At 69.4% G+C, this 18,966-nt stretch carries 16 protein-coding genes; 8 read left to right on the forward strand and 8 right to left on the reverse strand.

The genetic code is table 11. From position 1 onward, the window contains the following. Positions 1-3: 3 nt before the first annotated feature. A complete protein-coding gene (locus G4D83_RS41160) occupies positions 4-792 on the reverse strand; it encodes a lysophospholipid acyltransferase family protein (protein WP_163870415.1) in 789 nt (262 codons plus the stop codon). Between the two features lie 238 nt (positions 793-1,030). Here G4D83_RS41160 and G4D83_RS41165 point away from each other — a divergent pair, with 238 nt between their 5' ends. Genes G4D83_RS41165 through G4D83_RS41175 form a run of 3 tightly spaced genes read left to right on the forward strand, consistent with a single transcriptional unit; the run spans position 1,031 to position 4,585 of the window. Then, positions 1,031-1,645 (forward strand): deoxynucleoside kinase, encoded by a 615-nt coding sequence (locus G4D83_RS41165; RefSeq protein WP_163870416.1) that lies wholly within the window; start codon positions 1,031-1,033, stop codon positions 1,643-1,645. Continuing rightward, complete coding sequence (locus tag G4D83_RS41170; RefSeq protein WP_163870417.1) at positions 1,645-2,817, forward strand: DUF2314 domain-containing protein; 1,173 nt, start codon at positions 1,645-1,647, stop codon at positions 2,815-2,817. Before G4D83_RS41165 ends, G4D83_RS41170 begins: the two co-directional genes overlap by 1 nt. Before the next feature lie 52 nt (positions 2,818-2,869). Next, positions 2,870-4,585, forward strand: coding sequence for an FHA domain-containing protein (locus tag G4D83_RS41175; protein ID WP_163870418.1), 1,716 nt, complete (start codon positions 2,870-2,872; stop codon positions 4,583-4,585). Between the two features lie 22 nt (positions 4,586-4,607). Here the strand turns inward: G4D83_RS41175 and G4D83_RS41180 are convergent, their stop codons facing one another. Then, on the reverse strand, positions 4,608-5,516 hold the full coding sequence (locus G4D83_RS41180) for a DMT family transporter (protein WP_240357106.1): 909 nt from the start codon (positions 5,514-5,516) through the stop codon (positions 4,608-4,610). Positions 5,517-5,614: 98 nt separating this feature from the next. On the opposite strand from G4D83_RS41180, the gene G4D83_RS41185 reads away from it, so the two are divergent. Next, complete coding sequence (locus G4D83_RS41185) at positions 5,615-6,526, forward strand: pseudouridine-5'-phosphate glycosidase (RefSeq protein WP_163870420.1); 912 nt, start codon at positions 5,615-5,617, stop codon at positions 6,524-6,526. 63 nt (positions 6,527-6,589) lie between these two features. On the opposite strand, the gene G4D83_RS41190 is transcribed toward G4D83_RS41185, so the two are convergent. Next, positions 6,590-7,075, reverse strand: coding sequence for a GAF domain-containing protein (locus G4D83_RS41190; protein WP_163870421.1), 486 nt, complete (start codon positions 7,073-7,075; stop codon positions 6,590-6,592). 105 nt (positions 7,076-7,180) lie between these two features. Between G4D83_RS41190 and G4D83_RS41195 the strand changes: the two genes are divergently transcribed. Then, positions 7,181-7,924, forward strand: coding sequence for an SIR2 family NAD-dependent protein deacylase (locus tag G4D83_RS41195; RefSeq protein WP_163870422.1), 744 nt, complete (start codon positions 7,181-7,183; stop codon positions 7,922-7,924). A gap of 233 nt (positions 7,925-8,157) precedes the next feature. Here the strand turns inward: G4D83_RS41195 and G4D83_RS41200 are convergent, their stop codons facing one another. After that, a complete protein-coding gene (locus tag G4D83_RS41200) occupies positions 8,158-9,726 on the reverse strand; it encodes a serine/threonine protein kinase (protein WP_240357113.1) in 1,569 nt (522 codons plus the stop codon). A gap of 255 nt (positions 9,727-9,981) precedes the next feature. Between G4D83_RS41200 and G4D83_RS41205 the strand changes: the two genes are divergently transcribed. After that, positions 9,982-11,943 carry an ABC-F family ATP-binding cassette domain-containing protein gene (locus tag G4D83_RS41205; RefSeq protein WP_163870424.1) on the forward strand — a complete coding sequence of 654 codons (1,962 nt, stop codon included), beginning with the start codon at positions 9,982-9,984 and terminating at the stop codon, positions 11,941-11,943. 36 nt (positions 11,944-11,979) lie between these two features. On the opposite strand, the gene G4D83_RS41210 is transcribed toward G4D83_RS41205, so the two are convergent. Together G4D83_RS41210 and G4D83_RS41215 are read right to left on the reverse strand one after the other, a co-directional pair. Beyond that, positions 11,980-12,660 (reverse strand): zf-TFIIB domain-containing protein, encoded by a 681-nt coding sequence (locus G4D83_RS41210; RefSeq protein ID WP_163870425.1) that lies wholly within the window; start codon positions 12,658-12,660, stop codon positions 11,980-11,982. A gap of 27 nt (positions 12,661-12,687) precedes the next feature. After that, positions 12,688-14,931, reverse strand: a complete 2,244-nt coding sequence (locus G4D83_RS41215) for an ATP-binding protein (RefSeq protein ID WP_163870426.1) — start codon at positions 14,929-14,931, stop codon at positions 12,688-12,690. A 107-nt stretch (positions 14,932-15,038) separates the two neighbouring features. On the opposite strand from G4D83_RS41215, the gene G4D83_RS41220 reads away from it, so the two are divergent. Then, positions 15,039-17,465, forward strand: coding sequence for a transglycosylase SLT domain-containing protein (locus tag G4D83_RS41220; protein WP_163870427.1), 2,427 nt, complete (start codon positions 15,039-15,041; stop codon positions 17,463-17,465). Positions 17,466-17,550: 85 nt separating this feature from the next. Here the strand turns inward: G4D83_RS41220 and G4D83_RS41225 are convergent, their stop codons facing one another. Together G4D83_RS41225 and G4D83_RS41230 are read right to left on the reverse strand one after the other, a co-directional pair. Next, positions 17,551-17,754 (reverse strand): cold-shock protein, encoded by a 204-nt coding sequence (locus tag G4D83_RS41225; protein WP_163870428.1) that lies wholly within the window; start codon positions 17,752-17,754, stop codon positions 17,551-17,553. Positions 17,755-17,955: 201 nt separating this feature from the next. Beyond that, complete coding sequence (locus tag G4D83_RS41230) at positions 17,956-18,159, reverse strand: cold-shock protein (RefSeq protein ID WP_163870429.1); 204 nt, start codon at positions 18,157-18,159, stop codon at positions 17,956-17,958. A gap of 310 nt (positions 18,160-18,469) precedes the next feature. Here G4D83_RS41230 and G4D83_RS41235 point away from each other — a divergent pair, with 310 nt between their 5' ends. Next, positions 18,470-18,949: a VOC family protein gene (locus G4D83_RS41235; protein WP_163870430.1), complete on the forward strand. Its 480-nt coding sequence runs from the start codon at positions 18,470-18,472 to the stop codon at positions 18,947-18,949. Positions 18,950-18,966: the final 17 nt, after the last annotated feature.

Genomic DNA, 18,966 nt, shown 5'->3' on the forward strand with positions numbered 1-18,966 from the left:
GTCTCAATTCGTGGAGGTGGCGCGGGCGGCGCTGATGCCTTCGAGGCCCGCGGCGGCGACGGAGTCCTCGGGGTCGCCACCCTTGCCGCCCAGCGCGAGGCTGTCGGCGATGATGACCTCCCGCACGGCGCGGGCGAGGCCCTCCCGGTCATTCTCCGCGAAGCCCGTGGTGTCGATGGGCTTGCCGATCTTCACGCGGATGGGGCCGGGGGTGATGTTCCAGCTGTCCTTGGGCATCAGGTTGCCGGAGCCCTCGATGGTGACGGGGCAGATGGGGACGCGGGCCTTCAGCGCGAGCGCGAAGGGGCCCTTCTTGAAGGGCAGGATGCGGCCGTCCGGTGAGCGGGTGCCCTCGGGGTACAGGAAGATGCTCGTCCCGGCGCGAATCTTCGCCGCGGCCACGTCCAGCGAGGCGATGGCCTTGGAGCGGTTGCTCCGGTTGACGAAGACATGGCCGGCGAGCGCGAGATACCAGCCGATGAACGGCACCCACTTGAGCTGGCTCTTGGCCACGTAACGGAAGGACACCGGCACGGCCATGAAGTGCGCGGGGATGTCGATGGTGGACTGGTGGTTGGCCACGTAGATGGTGGCCCGGTTGGGGTCCACGTTCTCCTGGCCCAGGACCTCCAGCTTCGCGCCACCGGCCCAGAGCAACACCGGAGACCAGATCCTGCGAGCCACCCAGACGGAGTTGGCCGGCCTCAACGTCAGCACCATCGCCAGGATGGCCAGCACGAAGCTGATGGGGGACCACACGCCCGCCGTCACGACACAGAAGAGCTTACGCATCCCTCAGCCCCCTCCTCGGGGCCGGTTCGTCGGGCGGGGGAAAGGCTCGGCCCGAGGGCAGCCCCACGGCGAGATGTCCTGTCCCGGACGGCCGGACAGGCGGCCGCACCCCGGAAGGTGGCGACGCCCTGCGGCGCGGCGAGAGGGACTGCACGGGGGCATGCACTTCTTCTACCACGAGCCTTCCTTACCTTGTTGCTGGTGCGCGCAGCTTGGCGGGGTTACAAGCAGGGGTGGCGTGGCCAGGAAAAAGTTTATCGCCATCGCGGGCAACATCGGCGCCGGGAAGACGGAGCTCACGTCCTTCCTTTGCCGGAAGTACGGGTTGACCCCGTCCTTCGAGCCCAATGACCAAAACCCCTATCTCGCGGACTTCTACAAGGACATGAAGACGTGGGCCTTCCGCTCACAGCTCTTCTTCCTGACGCACAAGTTCCGCCTCCACCGGGAGATGGAGCGCACGGCTGGTACCGTGCTTCAAGACCGCACCCTCTACGAGGACGCGGAGATCTTCGCCAAGAACCTCCACCGCCAGCGGCTCATCGACAAGCGGGACTGGAAGACGTACTGCGAGCTCTACGAGACCATCTCCGAGTCGCTGCGTCCGCCCGACCTGATGATCTACCTGCGCTGCCCCGTGCAGACGCTGAAGGAGCGCATCGCCCTGCGCGGCCGCTCCATGGAGAAGGACATCCCCACCCGCTACCTCCAGCGCCTCAATGCCCTGTATGAGGAATGGTTCGGTGCCTACCGGTTGTCTCCAGTCCTGGTGCTGGCCACCGACAAGCTCGACTACCTGACCGACCTGGTGGACCGCGTGGACCTCTTTCAGCAAATCGAGAAGCACCTGTGATGGAGGTCTACCTCCTGGCGACCGAGCAGGAAGGTCCCGCGCCGCTGGATGCCCTGCGTGCCTCGTTCGCGACGGACGAGGTGGAGTTCACTCCGGACGAGGACGGCCAGGGCTTCGTGCTCCGGGCGGACAGCTCGGAGGTGCATGTCCGGTTGACGGTGGGGCCCGAGGGCCTGCCCAAGTTCAACAAGGCCGCGTACAGCGGCAGCCCGGAGGCCTTCGCGCGCCTGGGCAAGGCGAAGGCCTACTACCACCTGTCGCTGGAGCCGGGCGGCGCGCAGCCCACGTTGCCCGTGTTCGAGGCGCTGTGGGCCGTGCGCACCCTGCTGGAGCACGTGCCCGGGGTGCTGGTGGACCTGGCGGCCTTCAAGCTCCACGAGCCCGAGGACGTGGTGGAGATCACCGAGCTGGACTTCGACATCCGGGACCACGTCCACCTGCACGCGGTGGAGGTGACGGAGGGCGACACGCCGCTGTGGGTGCACTCGCACGGCATGGAGAAGTTCGGCGCGCGAGACCTGGAGATCTTCCACCTGGCGGAGCAGGACCTGCTGCCGGCGGAGAGCTTCCTGCACGAGCTGTGCACCGACCTGGCCTTCGGTCAGGGGCCCGCGCTGCGCTCGCAGGTGGGCACCAGCGAGGGGCAGCCGTTCATGGTGCTGCCTTCCGAGGAGGCTCGCGCCAACCTGCTCGGCGTGCCGCTGGAGACCTTCGAGGGACACGAGGGGTTGTTCCTCACGGTGGTGTCGCCCCTGGGGCGCCACAACACGTCGCAGCTCCTGGCGCCGTACCGGGAGCGCTTCACCCAGGAGCCCGAGGAGCAGACGGAGTCGATGCGCCGCGAGGCCCAGTCGCTCCTGCCTTCGTTCCTGGCGCGCTTCCAGCGCCGGGGGCTGATGGAGCCGCTGACCTTCCTGGTGCGGGCTCCCTTCGACACCCACCCGGATGGGAACACGGTGGTGGAGAACCTCTGGCTGGAGCTGATGGCCCGGGACGACGGCACCCTCGTGGGCAAGCTGGTGGATGGCGCGGTGCACACCACCGAGTGGCGCAAGGGCGCCCACGTCGAGGTCGAGGAGACCCAGGTCAACGCGCTCGCGCTCAGCCGTGAAGGGAGAGCCCTGGATGAAGGGGAAATCCGGGCCCTCCTCAACGCAGAACGGCCCATGTAGGGCGACGGGCGGCGCTTGCCCGTGTCCTCCGGGACGCTAGGCTCCGCGGCCCATGCCCGCACTCCTGCTGCTCACTGGCCCGTCCGCGGGGCGCCGATACGAGGTGCTCTCGGACATGGCCATTGGCCGCAGCCCCTCGTGTGAAATCCCCCTGCGGGATGACCAGGTCTCTCGCAAGCACGCGCAGCTGACGGTCCACGAGGGAGAGGTCCGGTTGACGGACCTGGGCTCGCGCAACGGGACGCTGCTCAACGGCATGCGCATCAGCGGCGAGGTGGTGCTGCAGCCCGGAGACCGCGTCCGCGTGGGCCTGACGATGGCCGTCTTCGAGCCTCCGCCGGTGACGCTGGTGGAGGGTGGCCCCACGTCGCCGGGCCATGTGCCGATTGAAGAGGTGCTGCCGCACGTGGGCGCGGCGGCGGCGATGTACTCGGCGGGCACGGCGCTGCTGGGGGCCACCAGCGAGGCCATGGTGCTGCGGCGCCTGGCGGACGAGGTCGCTCGGGCCCTGAGCGCGGACCGCGCCGCCGCGCTCCTGGGGAGCAACACCGGGCTGCTCACCGCGGCGGTGTCGGGCGCGGAGTCCATGTCCGTGCCCCGCTCGCTGGCGCAGGTGGCGATGGAGCGCAAGGAGCTGGTCCAGGCGGAGACGGAGATGTGCGCGCCGCTCGTGGCTTCCGGGGGCATGCCCTTCGGCGTGCTCTACGCGACGCGCGCGGATTCGGCGTTCACCGGCGGCGAGGGACAGCTCCTCGCGGCGCTCGGGCGGCTGGGGGGCGAGGCGTATACGGCGGTGCGCTCGCGGATGGAGGCGGAGTCTCCCGCGCCCGCGCTCCTCGGGACGTCCAGGCCGCTGCGCGCGTTGGTGGACGGGGCTCGCAGGGCGGCGAACAGCGCCGCGCCCGTGGTGCTGTATGGCGAGCCGGGGACGGGCAAGACGCTGCTGGCCCGCATCGTCCATACGCGCTCTCCCCGGGCGCTGGAGCCGCTGGTGGTGGTGGACTGCCGGCAGCCCGCGGAGGCCGTCGACGAGGTCCTCTTTGGCCGCGCGAGCGCGCCCGGGCAGCCGCCTGGGGCCTCCGCGTTGCTGCGCGCGGACCGGGGCTCACTGCTGCTTCAGCACGTGGATGCGCTTCCTCGGAACCTGGCCGAGCGGTTGGCTCGATTGCTGGCCCGGCGCGTGGCTCCGGCCCGGCAGGGCGGTGAGGAGCCCGTGGACGTGCGGTTGCTCGTCACGGCCTCTGTTCCGGTGGCGCTGCTGGGGACTCGGGGCGAGGTGGATGCCGCGCTCGCTCGGACGCTGATGGGCTTCGAACTGGAGGTGCCTCCACTGCGAGAGCGCCGGGCGGACGTGCTCACGCTGTTCGATGGTTTCCTGTCGCGTGCGGCGCGTCGGGTGCGGAAGGAGCCTCCCGTGCTGGGCGCGGATGCCCGGCGCCTGCTGGCGGACTACCCGTGGCCGCATAACGTCCGGGAGCTGGAGCTGGTGGGGGAGCGGCTGGGGTTGCTCTACGCCGGAGGCCGGGTGGGGGCGCTGCAGCTTCCTCCGGAGGTCCAGCAAGGCGGCCCGGCCAGTGACACCCAGACGCTCCAGTCCCGCGTGGGACGGCTGGAGCGCGACGCCATCGCGGAGGCGCTGCGAGAGGCTGGTGGGAAGAAGGTCCGGGCCGCCGCACTGCTGGGCATCAGCCGCCCCACGCTGGACAAGAAGATCGAGGAGTATGGCCTCGCGGTGGAGCGGGGGCGACGCGGGGAAGACGGGCGCTGATTCCTCGCGGCGTGGCTCGGCGTCACTTCCTGCGACTGAGCAGTACGCCCGCGAGGATGAGCGCCGCGCCGAAGGCCTGGAGCAGCGTGGGCTTCTCTCCACGAACACCCCAGGCGGTGAGCGCCGCCACGACAGGCACTCCCGTGTTGTAGAGCGACGCCCGCGCGCTGCCCACCTGCTGCACCGTCCGTCCCCAGATGAAGTAGCTGAGCACCAGCGGAATCAGCGCCGAGTACACCACGCCCGCCCACGCACCCACGCCGATGCTGCCCACGTCCATCGCGAGCACCGCGGGCACTCCCGCCAGCACCACCCCCGGCGCTCCCGTCAGCATGGTGATGGCGGTGATGCGCAGCGCCGACACCTCGTTGCCCAGCGAGCGGATGCCCACGGTGTAGAGGGCCCAGCAGACACAGGCCACCAGGATGAGCCCGTCTCCCAACCTCGTGTCCGTGCCCAGCGACGGGCCTCGCGCCGCCACCACCAGCAGCATGCCCACCACCGCCAGCGACATGCCCATCACCAGCGGCCGGTTGAGCCGCTCGACTCCCAACGCCGCGCCCAGGGCCGCCACCAGCACCGGCGTCACCGCCACCAACATCCCGCTGTTGGCCGCCGTCGTGTTCGCCAGCCCCAGGATGAAGCTGAGCTGGTACGCCGTATTGCCCACCAGCCCGAGCACCGCGAGCTTGAGGAACACCGGCCTCGGCAGCGGCTTCCAGCCCTCCACCGCCAGCAGCAACCCCGCCATGGCCACCGAGGCCACCGCGAAACGCACCGACATGAAGGCCAGGGGCGGAATCGTCCCCAGGGCTTCCTTCACCACCGTGTAGTTGGTGCCCCAGACAACGACGACACCGAGGATGGCCAGGTCGGACGCAGAGAAGGCGCGCGGTGGCGCGGCAGGGACACTGGCGGCGTTCGTGGACACGGCGCGCGAGGGATAAGGCCCAGCGACTCTTCGTGCAAGCCGACGTTTCCCCGCCGCTCGGCTTGTCCCCATGCCGCGCCGTGGCTTAAACGCGCGGCATGGACCTACGCTTTTCGGACGAGGTGCGTCGCGCCCTCGACTCGCGCCAGCCCGTCGTCGCCCTGGAGACGAGTGTGGTGGCCCAGGGACTTCCCTACCCGGACAACCTCGCCGCCGCTCGCGCCTGCGAGGAGGCCATCCGCCGCGCAGGCGCCGTACCCGCCGCCACCGCAGTGGTGGACGGTGTCGTGTGCATCGGCCTGGAGGACTCGGAGCTGCGCCGGCTCGCGGAGGGCAAGGAGCCCTTGCTGAAGCTCGGCTCTCGCGACCTGGCCATCGCCGTCGCCACCCGTGCCTCCGGAGGCACCACTGTCAGCGCCACGTGCGAGCTGGCCGCCGCGGCCGGCATCCGTGTCTTCTCCACGGGGGGCATCGGTGGCGTGCACCGGGGCGCATCGGAGCACTGGGACATCTCCCAGGACATCACCGCGCTCGCCCGCTTCCCCGTGGCCGTCGTCTGCGCGGGCGCGAAGTCCGTGCTCGATTTGCCCAAGACGATGGAGCTCCTGGAGACCGCGGGCGTGCCCGTCATTGGCGTGGGCACTCGTGAGCTGCCGTCCTTCCACAGCCGTGACTCCGGCATCACCCTGGAGCACAGCGTCAACGACGTGGCCACCGCCGCGCGCATCGCTCGCGCTCGCTTCGAGACGCTGGGGCAGGGCGGTGTGCTCTACACCGTGCCGCCGCCGGAGGAGACCGCGCTGCCTCGCCATGAGGTGGAGCTTCAGATCGCCTCGGCCCTCGCCGAAGCGGAGCGACAGGGCATCAAGGGCAAGGACGTCACGCCCTTCCTGTTGCGGGAGCTGGGGCAGCGCACGGGCGGCAAGACGCTCAAGGCGAACCTCGCGCTCCTCGTGAACAATGCCCGCTTCGCCGGACAACTCGCCGTGGCCTACGCGCGCGGCGACTGACGAAAAGCCTTCCCTGGGGCGCGGGCCTTGTCTCCCGCGCCCTCGGGACATTTCGACACCGCGTTACTGTTGGAACCAGCGCATCATCGATTCGAGCTGCTGGCGGTCCAGCTCGTCGAAGGCGCTCTTGCTCGCGGAGTCGATGTCCAGCACCGCGAGCAGCTCGCGGTTCTTCCCGTACACCGGCACCACGATTTCGGACGCGGAGCGCGCGTCACAGGCGATGTGGCCGGGGAAGGCATGCACGTCCGCCACCACCTGCGTCTCACCCTTCGAGGCGGCGGTTCCGCAGACGCCCTGGCCGAACTTGATCTCCAGGCACCCCAGCGTGCCCTGGTAGGGGCCCACTCGGAGCAGCTTCCCCGGCGTCACCACCCGGTAGAAGCCCGTCCACAGGTGGCCGAAGGCGTGGTGGATGAGGCAGCTCATCGTCGCCATGCCGGCGATGGGGTCGTCGATGCCGGCGAGCGCCGCCTGCACGTGCTGCTGGAGTTCCTCGTAGGCCTGCGCCTTGGGGGCCGCGCGCAGGTCCAGGGTGATTTCCGCCATGATGGGGTCCTCGAGTCAGGTCTCCGCACCCGCCCGTCAGGGCCCGGCGCGGTCATCGTCGTCCCACGCTTCATATCCTGAATCCCACGCCGCACAGGAGGCACCGTGGAAACGCTCCTTCTCGATTCGAATACCTGGCTGCTCGTCCTCACCGGTGCGGGTGTCTCCGCCGAGAGCGGAGTCCCGACCTTCCGAGGAATGAACGGGCTCTGGGAGGACCAGCCCGTGGAGCAGGTGGCCTCGCCCGAGGGCTTCGTGAAGGATCCGCTGCGGGTGTGGCGCTTCTACTCCCAGCGGCGGGCAGGTGCCGCCGGCGTCTCGCCCAACCCCGGCCATGACGCGCTGGTGGCCTGGGAGCGACACCTGGGCGACCGCTTCCTCCTGGCCACGCAGAACGTGGACGGCCTGCACTCACGTGCGGGAAGCCAGCGCGTGGTGGAGATGCACGGCAACCTCTTCAAGACGCGTTGTAGCAATGACGAGTGCAAGCGCGCGCCCTTCGAGGACACCACCGTGTACGCGGCGGGCACCGTGCCCGGGTGCAAGGACTGCGGCAGCCTGCTTCGCCCGCACATCGTCTGGTTCGGCGAGTACCTGGACCCCGCGGACCTGGAGCGCATCCAGGACTTCTCGCTGCGCGCGGCCAGCTCCGGCGGGCGCTTCGTCTTCCTGGCGGCGGGGACCTCCGGCGCCGTCTACCCGGCGGCCGGCATGGTCGACCAGGTGCGCGGTGCGGGCGGGGAGACGTGGCTCGTCAACCTGGACCCGGCGGAGAACTCGCGGCGCTTCCAGCACTCCGTGCAGGGCAAGAGCGGCGAGGTGCTGCCGAAGCTGGGGCGACTCGTCTGAGGGCGGGGAGCGGTGAGGTGCTGCCGAAGCTGGGGCGGCTTGTCTGAGGGCGGGGAGCGGTGAGGTGCTCCCGAAGCCGGGGCGACTCGTCCGAGGGCGGGGCGCGGTGAGGTGCTCCCGAAGCTGGGGCGACTCGTCCGAGGGCGGGGAGCGACGAGGTGCTCCCGAGGCTGGGGCGACTCGTCTCAGGGCGGGGAAGGGCGGCTCCCTGGGGAACGGGAGCCGCCAGTCGCCTACTCGAAGACGCTGATATCCTGGCCGGAGTTGGTGGGCCGGGGCGGCTTCGGCTTCGGCGGACCCGCGACGCGGATGGGCTCCAGCGTCACGTCCACCGTCTGGCTGTCCCCGGCGACGCGGCTGAAGTTGAGCGAGCGCTCCTCGGACTTGTGGTTCGCGAGCCGGAAGCTGAGCTGGTGGGACTTGTCTCGCGGGAGCATCAGCTCGATTGGCGTGGTGCCGATCTGCTCGTCGCCCTCGTAGATGGCGGCCCCGGACGGCGTCGAGTTGAACTTCACCCGAAGCTCCTGCGGCGCGGCCTCCGTCGGATTCGAGGGCGCCGTGGTCCCCGAGGGATTCGCCGGCCTGTCCCGAGGGACCTCGACGACCTGGGTCGAAGGCTGCTTGGAACCGCCCTGGCCCCCTCCCAGCACCACCGCCGCGCCGATGCCGAGCAGCACCAGCGGCACCGCGACGAACGCGACCTTCTTGCCCGTGGACATGCCCTCCGGCTCGGGAGGGGGAGGCGGCGGGGTGGGCGCGGCCCGGCCAGGGGGCGGACGGACGCGGCTGGGCGACGAGCCACTGCCACCCGGTGCTCCCGCCTGGCTGCGTGCGATGACGACGTTGGACGGCGTGGAGCCACGGCCCGGGGCCGAGCCGGCACGCGGGGAGCGAACACCACTGCCGCTGCCTGCTCCCGGACGCCCCGCGCGACTGCCCGCGCGGCTGCCACTTCCACGGTCGCTGACACCCGAGCTGGAGCCGCCGCTGGGCATCGCATCGAGCTGCTCGGGGCTGACGTCCGCCACCGAGTCCAACATCGCGTCCATGAACTCCTGGGCGCTCTGGTGGCGGTCCTCCTTCTCCGGGGACAGCGCCTTGCGGAAGAAGGCGTCCAGCGCGGTGGGGACCGGGGCGCCCTGGCGCTTGGTGTTGACGGCCGGAACCTGCTGCGTGAGCGACGCGGTGAGCGCCTTGCGCACGGTGTTCGCGCCAAAGGGCGAGCTGCCCGTGAGACAGAAGTAGAGCACGCCCGCCATGGAATACAGGTCGGAGCGCTGGTCCACCGCCTCGCCGCCGGCCTGCTCCGGAGGCATGTACTGCGGCGTGCCGAGCACCTGGCCGGTGGAGGTGAGCTGCTCCTCCTCCTCGGCCTCGAGCGCCTTGACGAGACCGAAGTCCAGCACCTTGACGAAGTCCCGGCCGCCCAGGTCCATCACCATGATGTTGTGCGGCTTGAGGTCGCGGTGGACGCAGCCCTCCTGGTGCGCGTGGGCGAGCCCTTGCGTGGCCTGCTCGATGAGGCTGGTGGCGCGGCGCAGGGACATGGGCCCCTCGCGCTTGACCACTTCCTTGAGGCTTTCGCCCTGGAGCAGCTCCATCACGTAGTAGCAGGTGCCGTCGGGCGCGCGGCCGAAGTCGAAGATGGTGATGACGTTCGGATGGCGCAGGCGGCTGGCGATCTCCGCCTCGCGGCGGAAGCGCTCGAAGAACTGGGGAGCGGCGGCGAGCGACGGGTTGAGCGTCTTCACCGCGACGGGGCGCTGCACCGAGGTCTGCGTGGCGCGGAACACCATGCCCATGCCGCCCTGGCCGAGCACGCTCTCAATCTTGTAGCGACCATCGAGCACCTGGCCGATGAGCTGGAGGCTCTGGCCTGAGCAGAGGTGGTCGACGCCGTCGGTGCTTCCGCAATGGGGACAGGGGGCAGCCATGTGGGGCCGGAGTATAGGCAGGCCCCGGCCGGGTCCGGAAAGGGGACGTTGGCTCCCAAGGTCTCCGGGCAGGCATCTGAGCCATTTCCCGAGGGCCCCAGGGCTGTTACATCCCCGGCCGCCATGAGCCTCGTCATCGCCCAGGACCTCAGCCTCTCCTATGGAAAGAAGGTCCTCTTCGACAGCGACAGCTTCACCCTCGGCCCCAAGGACCGTGTAGGCCTCGTCGGGGCCAACGGGACGGGGAAGAGCACCCTGATGAAGATCCTGGCCGGTGTCGCCCAGCCGGACTCGGGGACCTTGACGTACCGGCGGCGCGCCCGGTGGGGGTACCTGCCCCAGGAAATCGCCGGGCTGCCGGAGGGCACCGTGGTGGAGGCGGTGATGAGCACCGTCCCGGGGCGCGACACCCTGGAGTCCCGGCTGAAGGAGACCGAGGAGGCCCTGGCGGCGGCCACCGACGAGGAGGACCTGCTCGAGCTGGCCCAGTCCCTGGCGGACCTGCACGCGGAGCTGGACGACTTCGAGAACCGCTTCGGCCGGCACCACGCCGAGCGCATCCTCAAGGGCCTGGGCTTCAAGGACAACGATCTGGTCAAGCCCACCTCGGCCCTCTCGGGCGGCTGGCGGATGCGCGCGGCGCTGGCGGGCCTGTTGCTCCAGGACCCGGACCTGTTGCTCCTCGATGAGCCGACCAACCACCTGGACGTCCCCACTTTGGCGTGGTTCGACGGCTTCCTGCGCCGCTCCAACAAGGCGCTGGTGCTCATCTCGCACGACAGGGACTTCCTCAACCGGCAGATCAACCGCGTGGTGTCGCTGGAACTGGAGGGCGTGCGCGAGTACGCCGGCAACTACGACGACTACAAGCGCCTGCGCGCCGAGGAGAAGGTGCTCCTCCAGGCCCGGGCGGAGAAGGTGGAGAACCGGCGCGCGGAGCTGCAGGGCTTCATCGACCGCTTCGGCGCGAAGGCCACCAAGGCCAAGCAGGCGCAGAGCCGCGCGAAGATGTTGGAGAAGCTGGAGAAGGTGCAGGTCCTGGAGGAGCGCTCCACGATGAAGTTCCGCTTCCCTGAAGTGGAGCGGAGCGGGCGCGACGTGGTGTCGCTGGAGCGCATCACCAAGCGCTATGGCGCGCAGACGGTGTACGACGGCCTGTCGGGCCGGGTGGAGCGCGGCCAGCGCATCGCCGTGGTGGGCGCCAACGGCGCGGGCAAGACGACACTCCTGCGAATGGTGGCCGGGGAGCTGGTGCCGGACTCGGGCACTGTCACGATCGGCCACAACGTGGTGGTGGGCTATTACGCGCAGCACCACGCGGACAAACTGGACAAGCAGAACACCATCATCGAGGAGGTGCGCCCGCTCGCGGCGGACAAGCCGGAGAGCTACGTGCGCGGCGTGCTCGGCGCCTTCCTGTTCAGCGGCGATGACGTGGAGAAGCCCATCGGCGTGCTCAGCGGTGGTGAGCGTGCGCGCGTGGCGCTGGCGAAGCTGCTGCTGGTGCCCTCCAACTTCCTGCTGATGGACGAGCCCACCAACCACCTGGACCTGGACTCGGCGGAGATGTTGATTGAGGCGCTGAAGCTGTACGGCGGCACGCTGCTGTTCGTCAGCCACAGCCGCAGCTTCATCAACGGGCTGTGCACCCAGGTGTGGGAGGTGGCCGACGGGAAGCTGACGCCGCACCCGGGCAACCTGGACGACTACCTGTACCACCAGGAGCAGCAGCAGCGGCTGAAGGCGGAGGCCGGTGGCGCGGCTCGAAGTGACACCGCGTCCTCCGTGACGATGACGGAGAAGGACCGCAAGCGGCAGGAGGCCGAGGCGCGTCAGCGGCGCAGCGTGGTGGAGGGTCCGCTCAAGAAGGAGATCTCCAAGTTGGAGGAGCAGATCGCCAAGGTGGAGGCCGCGCAGAAGGAGCGCGAGACGCAGCTCGCCGACCCGGTCCTCTACAACGACTTCGCTCGGGCCAAGCCGCTGATGGACGCGCACCGCGACGGCAAGGACACGCTGGAAGACCTCTATGCCCGGTGGGAAGCCGCGCAGGAGAAGCTGGCGCAGGCGACCGCGACCCTGAACTGAGGCACGGCGACAGTCGGCCTCTCGGCTCGCTTCAGCTCACTGTCCGAACACGCGGGTGAACAGCCACATCAGCGCGGAGCCGGTGGCGTCGCCCGTGTATTGCGCCGTCATCGCCCCGGTGTAGCCAGAGGCATGCGGGGTATCCAGCTCGGAGGAGGGAGCCGCCTTCGTCAGCTCCTCCGAGAAGGGCACGGAGCCCTCCGGTGCGCAGCTTCCGCAGTACAGCGCCTCTTCATAGACGAAGCCATAGCGGGGCTTCACCTCGCGCTTGCACTCCACGCATGACGTCGTTCGCCCCATCTTGAGCGTGGGTCGCACGTCCAGGGGCGCGTTGCGATGCGTCGTCGCCGCCTGCTGGAGCTGTTGCAGCTCGCCCGGGTCCAACGCCACGCCCGCGCAGTCCGAGCACACCTCCACCGTGACCCCCAGCACCTGCACGACGGGCAGCGGGGCGTGCCCGCACCGGGGACAGCTCGGCGCCGGGGTTCCACAGCTCGGACACTCCGGGACGTACTGGAGCTTCGCCTGACAGCCCTTGCACATGCCCGCGTGTCCCTTCGCGCGGCGCACCAGCGCGTCGGAGATGGAGCCGCCCATGACGTTCGCCAGCGCCTCGCCCTCGAACCAGACGGAGCCGCAGTGGCCACACTCCTCGCGGGGCAGCCCTCCCATGAAGGTGGGCCGCATCGTGTTGTGGCAGAAGGGGCAGGCGCTCATGGGCAGACAGCCTAGCGCCAATCCCACTCAACTTGCTCGTCGCCGCCGCTCGCGCTTGGGCCGAGGCTCCGGAGCCGATGGGGCAGGGGGCTCGCGCAGTTCCTCCGGAACGGGGAACGACTGGGAGATGCGCGTCGCGGGCGGCGGCGTGCCCGTGCCCTCCGCGACGAGCCCCTCCGCGGGCTTCTCCGCCGGCAGCGCGGGCAGGCGGATGATGAACGTGGTGCCCTCGCTCGCCTTGCTCTGCACGGAGATGCTGCCGCCGTGGTTCTTCACGATGCGCTGACAGATGGCGAGGCCCAGCCCCGTGCCCTTCTGCTTCGTCGTGAAGAACGGCACGAAGATGTGCGGCTGCTGGTCCGTCGGAATGCCCGGCCCGGTGTCGGACACGCGCACCTCCAGCACCTCGCCCCCCGCGTTGCGGAACTCACCGAAGCGCTCCGGCTTCTCCGTGCGCACCGTGATTCGACCCTCGCGCGTGTCCAGCGCCTGCACCGCGTTCTGCACCAGGTTGATGAGCACCTGCTTGAGCTGCTCGGCGTCTCCATCCGCGCGCGGCAGCAGCAGGTCCAACTCCACCGCGAGCTGGACGTTGGAGGGCACGTCGTTCTGGATGAGCCGCATGGTCCGCGTCACCACCTCGTTCAGGTCCGTGGGCCCGAAGCTCTGCTTCATCGGCCGCGCGTAGTCGAGGAACGCCGTCACCACGCCGTTGAGGCGGTTGACCTCCTCGACGATGACCTCCAGGAACTCGCCGTCCTCGCCCGGCAGCCGCATCGGGTCCAGGCACTGCGCCGCGCCCTTGATGGCCCCCAGCGGATTGCGAATCTCGTGCGCGAGGCCCGCCGCCATCTCACCCAGCGCGGCCAGTCGATCTCTCTCTCGAATCTTCTCGTACAGCTTCGAGTTCTCCAGCACCGTCGCCAGCTTCTCCGCCACCTCCAGGATGAGCGCGATTTCGTCGGACGCGTACGCCTCCGGCACCCGCTCGTCCCAGAGGTTCAGGAAGCCGATGACCCGATCATTGCCCACCAGCGGCACGGTGATGCCGGCCTTCATCTGCACCAGCGCCGCGCGCGTGTCGTTCAGTCGCTTCAGTTCGTCGCGGTAGCGCCGTCCCTCCACCGTCTGGAGTCGCATCGTCGCGCCGCGCCGCTCCACGTTCTCCAGCAGCACCGCTTTCTGCCCGCTGGCCACCGCGAACAACAGACCGCGCGCCGCCGCCGTGTCCAGGAACGACACCGGCAACGGCCCCCGCGAGTCCAGCAGCCGATACCCCGGCCGGTCCTCCGCGAGCAGATACACCGATGCATGCGTCACGCGGCCCGTCTCGTGGAGCGTCTCCAACACCAGCCGCGCCAGCTCCGAGATGTCGATGACGTTCGCCATCCTCGCGCGCAGCATCCCCAGCGCGTCGAGCAACGCGAAGCGCTCGCGGAAGAAGATGCGCACCACCATCTCCTCCACCTTCGTGCGCAGCGGGTCCAACAGGATGAGGATGACGAAGGCCGCCACCACCGTGTTGAAGACGAACAGCCCCGTGTCCTCGTCCACCCACGCCGTCAGCACGGTGAAGACCGCCGCGAGGATGACCGCGAGCACCGTCTGGGAGGCGATCTTCCCCAGGAGCTCGTGCAGGTCCATCAGCCGCAGCCGCAAGAGCGTCTGCGCGAGGAAGAACAGGTACAGCGTGGTGAAGACGGGCCCCAGCGTCGGCAGCGGGATGACGGTGCCCAGGAAGTCGAGCGCGGAGAAGAGGATGCCCGCGCCCGCGCCGATGGCCAGATACATCAGCCTCAGTTGCTCGATGCGGGACTCGTTCGTCCTGACCCGGTGGAGCAGCAACGACACCGAAGCGAGCAAGGAGCCGAGCACCCAGACGCCCATGGCCACGCGAGCCCACACCTTGTCGGCGAGGGGGGTGACGGCCACGGCCAGGCCCAGGAAGACCGACAGGAGGGCGAGCCGGCGGCCGACCTGGTGTGTTCCCTTGCTGACATCCAAGAACTCGAGGAAGAAGCCCACGGCCGCGCCCGGTACGAGCGAGGCGACGAGCACGGTGATGCCCAGGGTGATGCGCGCCGCCCAGGGGTAGGTCGCCGCGGGAAAGAGGCTGTGGAAGAAGAACGAGAGGTAGTACCCAGCCACCGTCAGGGCGAAGACGGAGTACAGGGTGAGGACCTTCGGCCGGGCCGGGCGCAACAACATGGACACGCCCAGGGCCAGGCCGATGATGGATGCCAGCAGAGCGCTCTGAGTCCGGATGTCCATGGGCTTGCGGACAGTCTAACCTGTGTCCACCTCCGGAAATTTTCCATGCACTCCCGGTTGTCATGGGGCGAGCCCGCGCCCACCTCCCAGGGTCCCCAGCCCCGCGTATGAAGCCCTTCCTGCCCAAGCTCGCCGTCGTCGCCTCCGCGCTCCTGTTGTCCGCGCAGGCTCCCGCACCCCAGGTCTCCCCGCCCGCCGCGACGGAGGCCCCCGCCGTGACGGAGACGCCCGCCGTGACGGAGGCCCCCGCGTCCCATACGGAGAACGCCCCTTCCGAGGCCCAGCTCTCGCCGCGTCCGGACGCGGAGAAGACGCAGGTGCCCGAGGGCTTCGTGGAGGTCCTCAACCCGGCTTTCCCCAACCCCGCGCCCCCCGCGCCCGTCGTCCACCGGGGCCGTCGCTACGCGCTGGAGGACCTGGCGCCGTACTTCGGCGAGGGCAAGAAGAAGGAGGCCCGGGCGGCCTTCGACAAGGGCCAGTACAGCCGGGCCCGCGAGCTGCTGAAGGACGAGGGCGACAGCCCGCCGGTGCGCTACCTTCGCGCGCTTTCCGCGGTGCGCTCCGGAGATGACGAGACAGCCGCGAAGGAGCTGGCCGCGCTGGCGCCGGACTACCCCGCGCTGCAGGACAGGTGTCTGACGCACGCGGGCGTGGCGCTGGAGGGGCTGCGTCGCTTCGACGAGGCCGCCGTGCTGCTGGCCCAGGTGTCGCCCGAGTCCCGGCTGTACGTGGACGCGCGGCTGGCGCTGTCGAGGGTGCTGCGCAAGAAGAAGGACGCCGCTGGTGCCATGGCCGCGCTGGAGCCGCTCACGTCGCGCGCCGCTCCGAGCTGGGGCCGCAACGTGGGCGCCGAGGCGCTGATGGCCATCGCGGACATCGCCGCCGAGAAGAAGGACAAGGCCGCCGAGCGCGCCGCGCTGTGGCGCCTGTGGGGCGCGCATCCGCTGTCCGCGCTCGCGACGCAGGCGGAGAAGCGCCTCAAGGGCCAGGCGGCGCCGCAGGAGGCGAAGGTCGCTCGCGGCGAGGCGCTGGTGGAGCTGCACCGCAACAAGCAGGGCCTGACGCAGCTGGAGCCGATGCTGGCGCAGTTGAAGCTGCCGGAGCCGCTCGCGTGCCGCGCGCACTTCGCCTACGGCAAGGGCCTGCGCAAGGAGCGCGAGCACACGCGCGCCATCCAGATTCTCTCGCAGGTGGTGGAGAAGTGCTCGGACCGCGACCTGCTCGCGCGGGCGCTGTATGTGCTGGGCTCATCGCGCTCGATTGTCGACTCGGCGCGCGGGACGGATACGTACGAGCGGCTGGCGCGCGAGTTCCCGGACCACAGCTTCGCGGACGACGCGCTGTTCTACGCGGCGGACCTGTACGTGAAGACGGGCCGCCCCAAGGAGGCGATGGCGCGGCTGGACGAGCTGTCGAAGCTGTACCCGCAGGGCGACTTCCTGGGCGAGGCGCTCTTCAAGGCGTACTGGATTGCGCGCACGAGCAAGGCGGAGGACGCGGGCCTGTCCTTCCTGGACCGCATCGAACAGCGCTTCGCGCAGGCGGACGAGAGCTACGACGTGGAGCGCGCGCGGTACTGGCGGGCGCGGACGTTCCAGGAGCAGGGCAACATCCAGGGCGCGGCGGAGCTGTTCGAGAAGGTCGCCGTCGAGCACCCCGCGACGTACTACGGGCTGATGGCGCGCTCGCAGTTGACGACGGTGGATCCGGCGCGGCTGGAGCGCATCTCCCCGGAGATCTTCGCGGTGCCCGACGCCGCAAGCCCGTGGCCGCTGTTCGCGGGGCCTGTGGGCGACGACCCGCACTTCCGCGCGGGCATCGAGCTGTTGCGGCTCGGCTTCCCGGAGGCGGTGTCGTCGGAGCTGCTCGCGGTGAACCGGACGAACCAGCCCGCGGAGGCCGTCCGCCTGCTGGTGCTGGTGCTGCACGAGGCCGGTGACGAGCGCGCCGCCCACGCCGTGGCCCGGCTGGTGCTGCGCAAGGACTTGAGTGGCCGCATCACCCGCGAGACGCGCGTGGTGTGGGAGGTGGCCTATCCCAACGCGTTCCGAGACCTCATCGAGAAGCACACCGCCGTGTCGGGCGTGGAGGCGGACCTGCTCCAGGCGCTGATGCGCGAGGAGAGCGCGTTGGACCCGAAGGCGCTGTCCTGGGCCGGAGCGTTGGGCCTCACGCAGTTGATGCCCTCCACCGCGAAGGGCGTCGCGAGGGAGCTGAAGCTCAAGCGCTTCACGGTGGACCAACTGCTCCAGCCGGACCTGAACATCCGCTTCGGCGCGCACTACCTGGGTGGGCTCTTGAAGAAGTTCGGCGGGCACACGCCGTACGCGGTGGGCAGCTACAACGCGGGCCCCGGCGCGGTGAATCGCTGGCGCGCGGACAAGCCGGACCTGCCGCTGGACGCGTGGGTGGAGGAGATTCCCATCTCCGAGACGCGCGGCTACATCAAACGCGTCCTGCGCTCGTACAACACCTACCAGTTGCTCTACGGCCGGGCGCCCAAGCTGCCCGTCATCAAGAGCGCCGCGCGCTAGGACGTCCCCCTGCGCGGGGCCGCGTTCGAGCAGCCGAGGGCAGGACTGTTGTTCCCACCCGCGGCTGCTTCGTTCCTTGGGGTCCCTAAATCGGCCTGATGTTCTGCGCGTTGAGGCCCTTCGGTCCCTTCGTCACTTCGAATTCGACCCGCTGATTCTCGGCGAGCGACCTGAAGCCGTCCGCGTTGATGGCGGAGTGATGGGCGAAGACATCCTCGCCTCCGTCATCCGGGGTGATGAAACCAAAGCCCTTGGCGTCGTTGAACCACTTCACGATTCCAGTCTTCATGCTGCTGTCCTTGTGACCACGCCTGGGGACTTCCAGGTCGGTGGTAGTGAATCTAGGAACGGTTGGGATAGAGCCATCCGGGCCTGGAGCGGAGCGTTCGCAGGACCGCATGCCCTGCATGGGGCGGAGCACGACGGCCTCCGAGGGGCAGAGGGTGGGGTTTCCCTCGGCCGCGAGACTGCTTCTGGAAGGACGACACCGCTAGATGGGCTTGACGTTCGCCGCCATCTTTCCCTTCCGCTCCGTCTTCACCTCGAACTCGACCTTGTCGCTCTCGCGGAGTGTTCCCTTCGTGGACGGGTCGAGGTCGGTGACGTGCACGAACACATCCGTGCCTCCTTCATCCGGCGTGATGAAGCCGAACCCCTTGGTCTCATTGTAGAACTTCACGGTTCCAGTCTGCATGGTGCCTTCCTCCTGTGTCTCGCCCGGAGAAGTCCAGGTCGGTGGTAGTGAATGAATAGGGATGGGCGCGGAGGGGAGCAGAGGGCGTCACCCATCCTGGGAGTGGGGCGGATCAGGCTCGCATGCCCTGCTGTGGGCGGTTCATGACGGCCTTCGGAAAACAGGTGTCACATCAAATCGGTGTCACATCGCCTCGAGAAACCTGCTCGTCAGACTTTGTAAGAGGGGGCGCCTGGTGCATTTCTTCCAATCCCTGGGCGCGCGCGATAGGCAGACTCGGGGCATCCACCCTTGAACCAGGAGGTTCGTGATGAAGACAGACACCACGGCAGGCATGAAGCAGGACGTGTCCCCCCAGCCTCGGCTGGGCATCCAGCTCGTGATGAAGAACGCGACCGCGGCGCTCACGTTCTATTCGCAGGTCTTCGGCGCGGAGGAGCGGATGCGGCTGGTGGAGCCCTCGGGCCGATTGGGCCATGCGGAGATGCTCCTGGGCGGAGTCGCGCTGTCTCTCGCGGACGAGCATCCGGAGTACGGAATCGTCGGGCCGCAGAGCCGGGGAGGGGCGACGAGCATGCTCCACCTCTCTGTCGACGACGTGGATGGGGTGGCCCAGCGCGCCATCGCCGCGGGAGCCGTGTTGGAGCGCCCCATCACCGACGAGTTCTACGGAGACCGCGTGGCCCACATCCAGGACCCGTTCGGCCACCGCTGGGCGCTCTCCAAGCGCATCGAAGAGGTGTCTCCCGAGGAACTGCAGCGGCGCTTCCTGAAGATGGTGGGCGGCTGATCCTTCCAGATGAAGGC

It is taken from the genome of Myxococcus eversor (assembly GCF_010894455.1).
Lineage (GTDB): Bacteria > Myxococcota > Myxococcia > Myxococcales > Myxococcaceae > Myxococcus > Myxococcus eversor.

Coding starts and splice junctions, on each gene's coding strand:
- G4D83_RS41160 (WP_163870415.1), bottom strand. CDS start 792: ATGCGTAAGCTCTTCTGTGTCGTGACGGCGGGCGTGTGGTCCCCCATC.
- G4D83_RS41210 (WP_163870425.1), bottom strand. CDS start 12,660: ATGAGCGCCTGCCCCTTCTGCCACAACACGATGCGGCCCACCTTCATG.
- G4D83_RS41190 (WP_163870421.1), bottom strand. CDS start 7,075: ATGGCGGAAATCACCCTGGACCTGCGCGCGGCCCCCAAGGCGCAGGCC.
- G4D83_RS41220 (WP_163870427.1), top strand. CDS start 15,039: ATGAAGCCCTTCCTGCCCAAGCTCGCCGTCGTCGCCTCCGCGCTCCTG.
- G4D83_RS41205 (WP_163870424.1), top strand. CDS start 9,982: ATGAGCCTCGTCATCGCCCAGGACCTCAGCCTCTCCTATGGAAAGAAG.
- G4D83_RS41230 (WP_163870429.1), bottom strand. CDS start 18,159: ATGCAGACTGGAACCGTGAAGTTCTACAATGAGACCAAGGGGTTCGGC.
- G4D83_RS41235 (WP_163870430.1), top strand. CDS start 18,470: ATGAAGACAGACACCACGGCAGGCATGAAGCAGGACGTGTCCCCCCAG.
- G4D83_RS41200 (WP_240357113.1), bottom strand. CDS start 9,726: ATGGGCATGGTGTTCCGCGCCACGCAGACCTCGGTGCAGCGCCCCGTC.
- G4D83_RS41225 (WP_163870428.1), bottom strand. CDS start 17,754: ATGAAGACTGGAATCGTGAAGTGGTTCAACGACGCCAAGGGCTTTGGT.
- G4D83_RS41185 (WP_163870420.1), top strand. CDS start 5,615: ATGGACCTACGCTTTTCGGACGAGGTGCGTCGCGCCCTCGACTCGCGC.
- G4D83_RS41170 (WP_163870417.1), top strand. CDS start 1,645: ATGGAGGTCTACCTCCTGGCGACCGAGCAGGAAGGTCCCGCGCCGCTG.
- G4D83_RS41175 (WP_163870418.1), top strand. CDS start 2,870: ATGCCCGCACTCCTGCTGCTCACTGGCCCGTCCGCGGGGCGCCGATAC.
- G4D83_RS41215 (WP_163870426.1), bottom strand. CDS start 14,931: ATGGACATCCGGACTCAGAGCGCTCTGCTGGCATCCATCATCGGCCTG.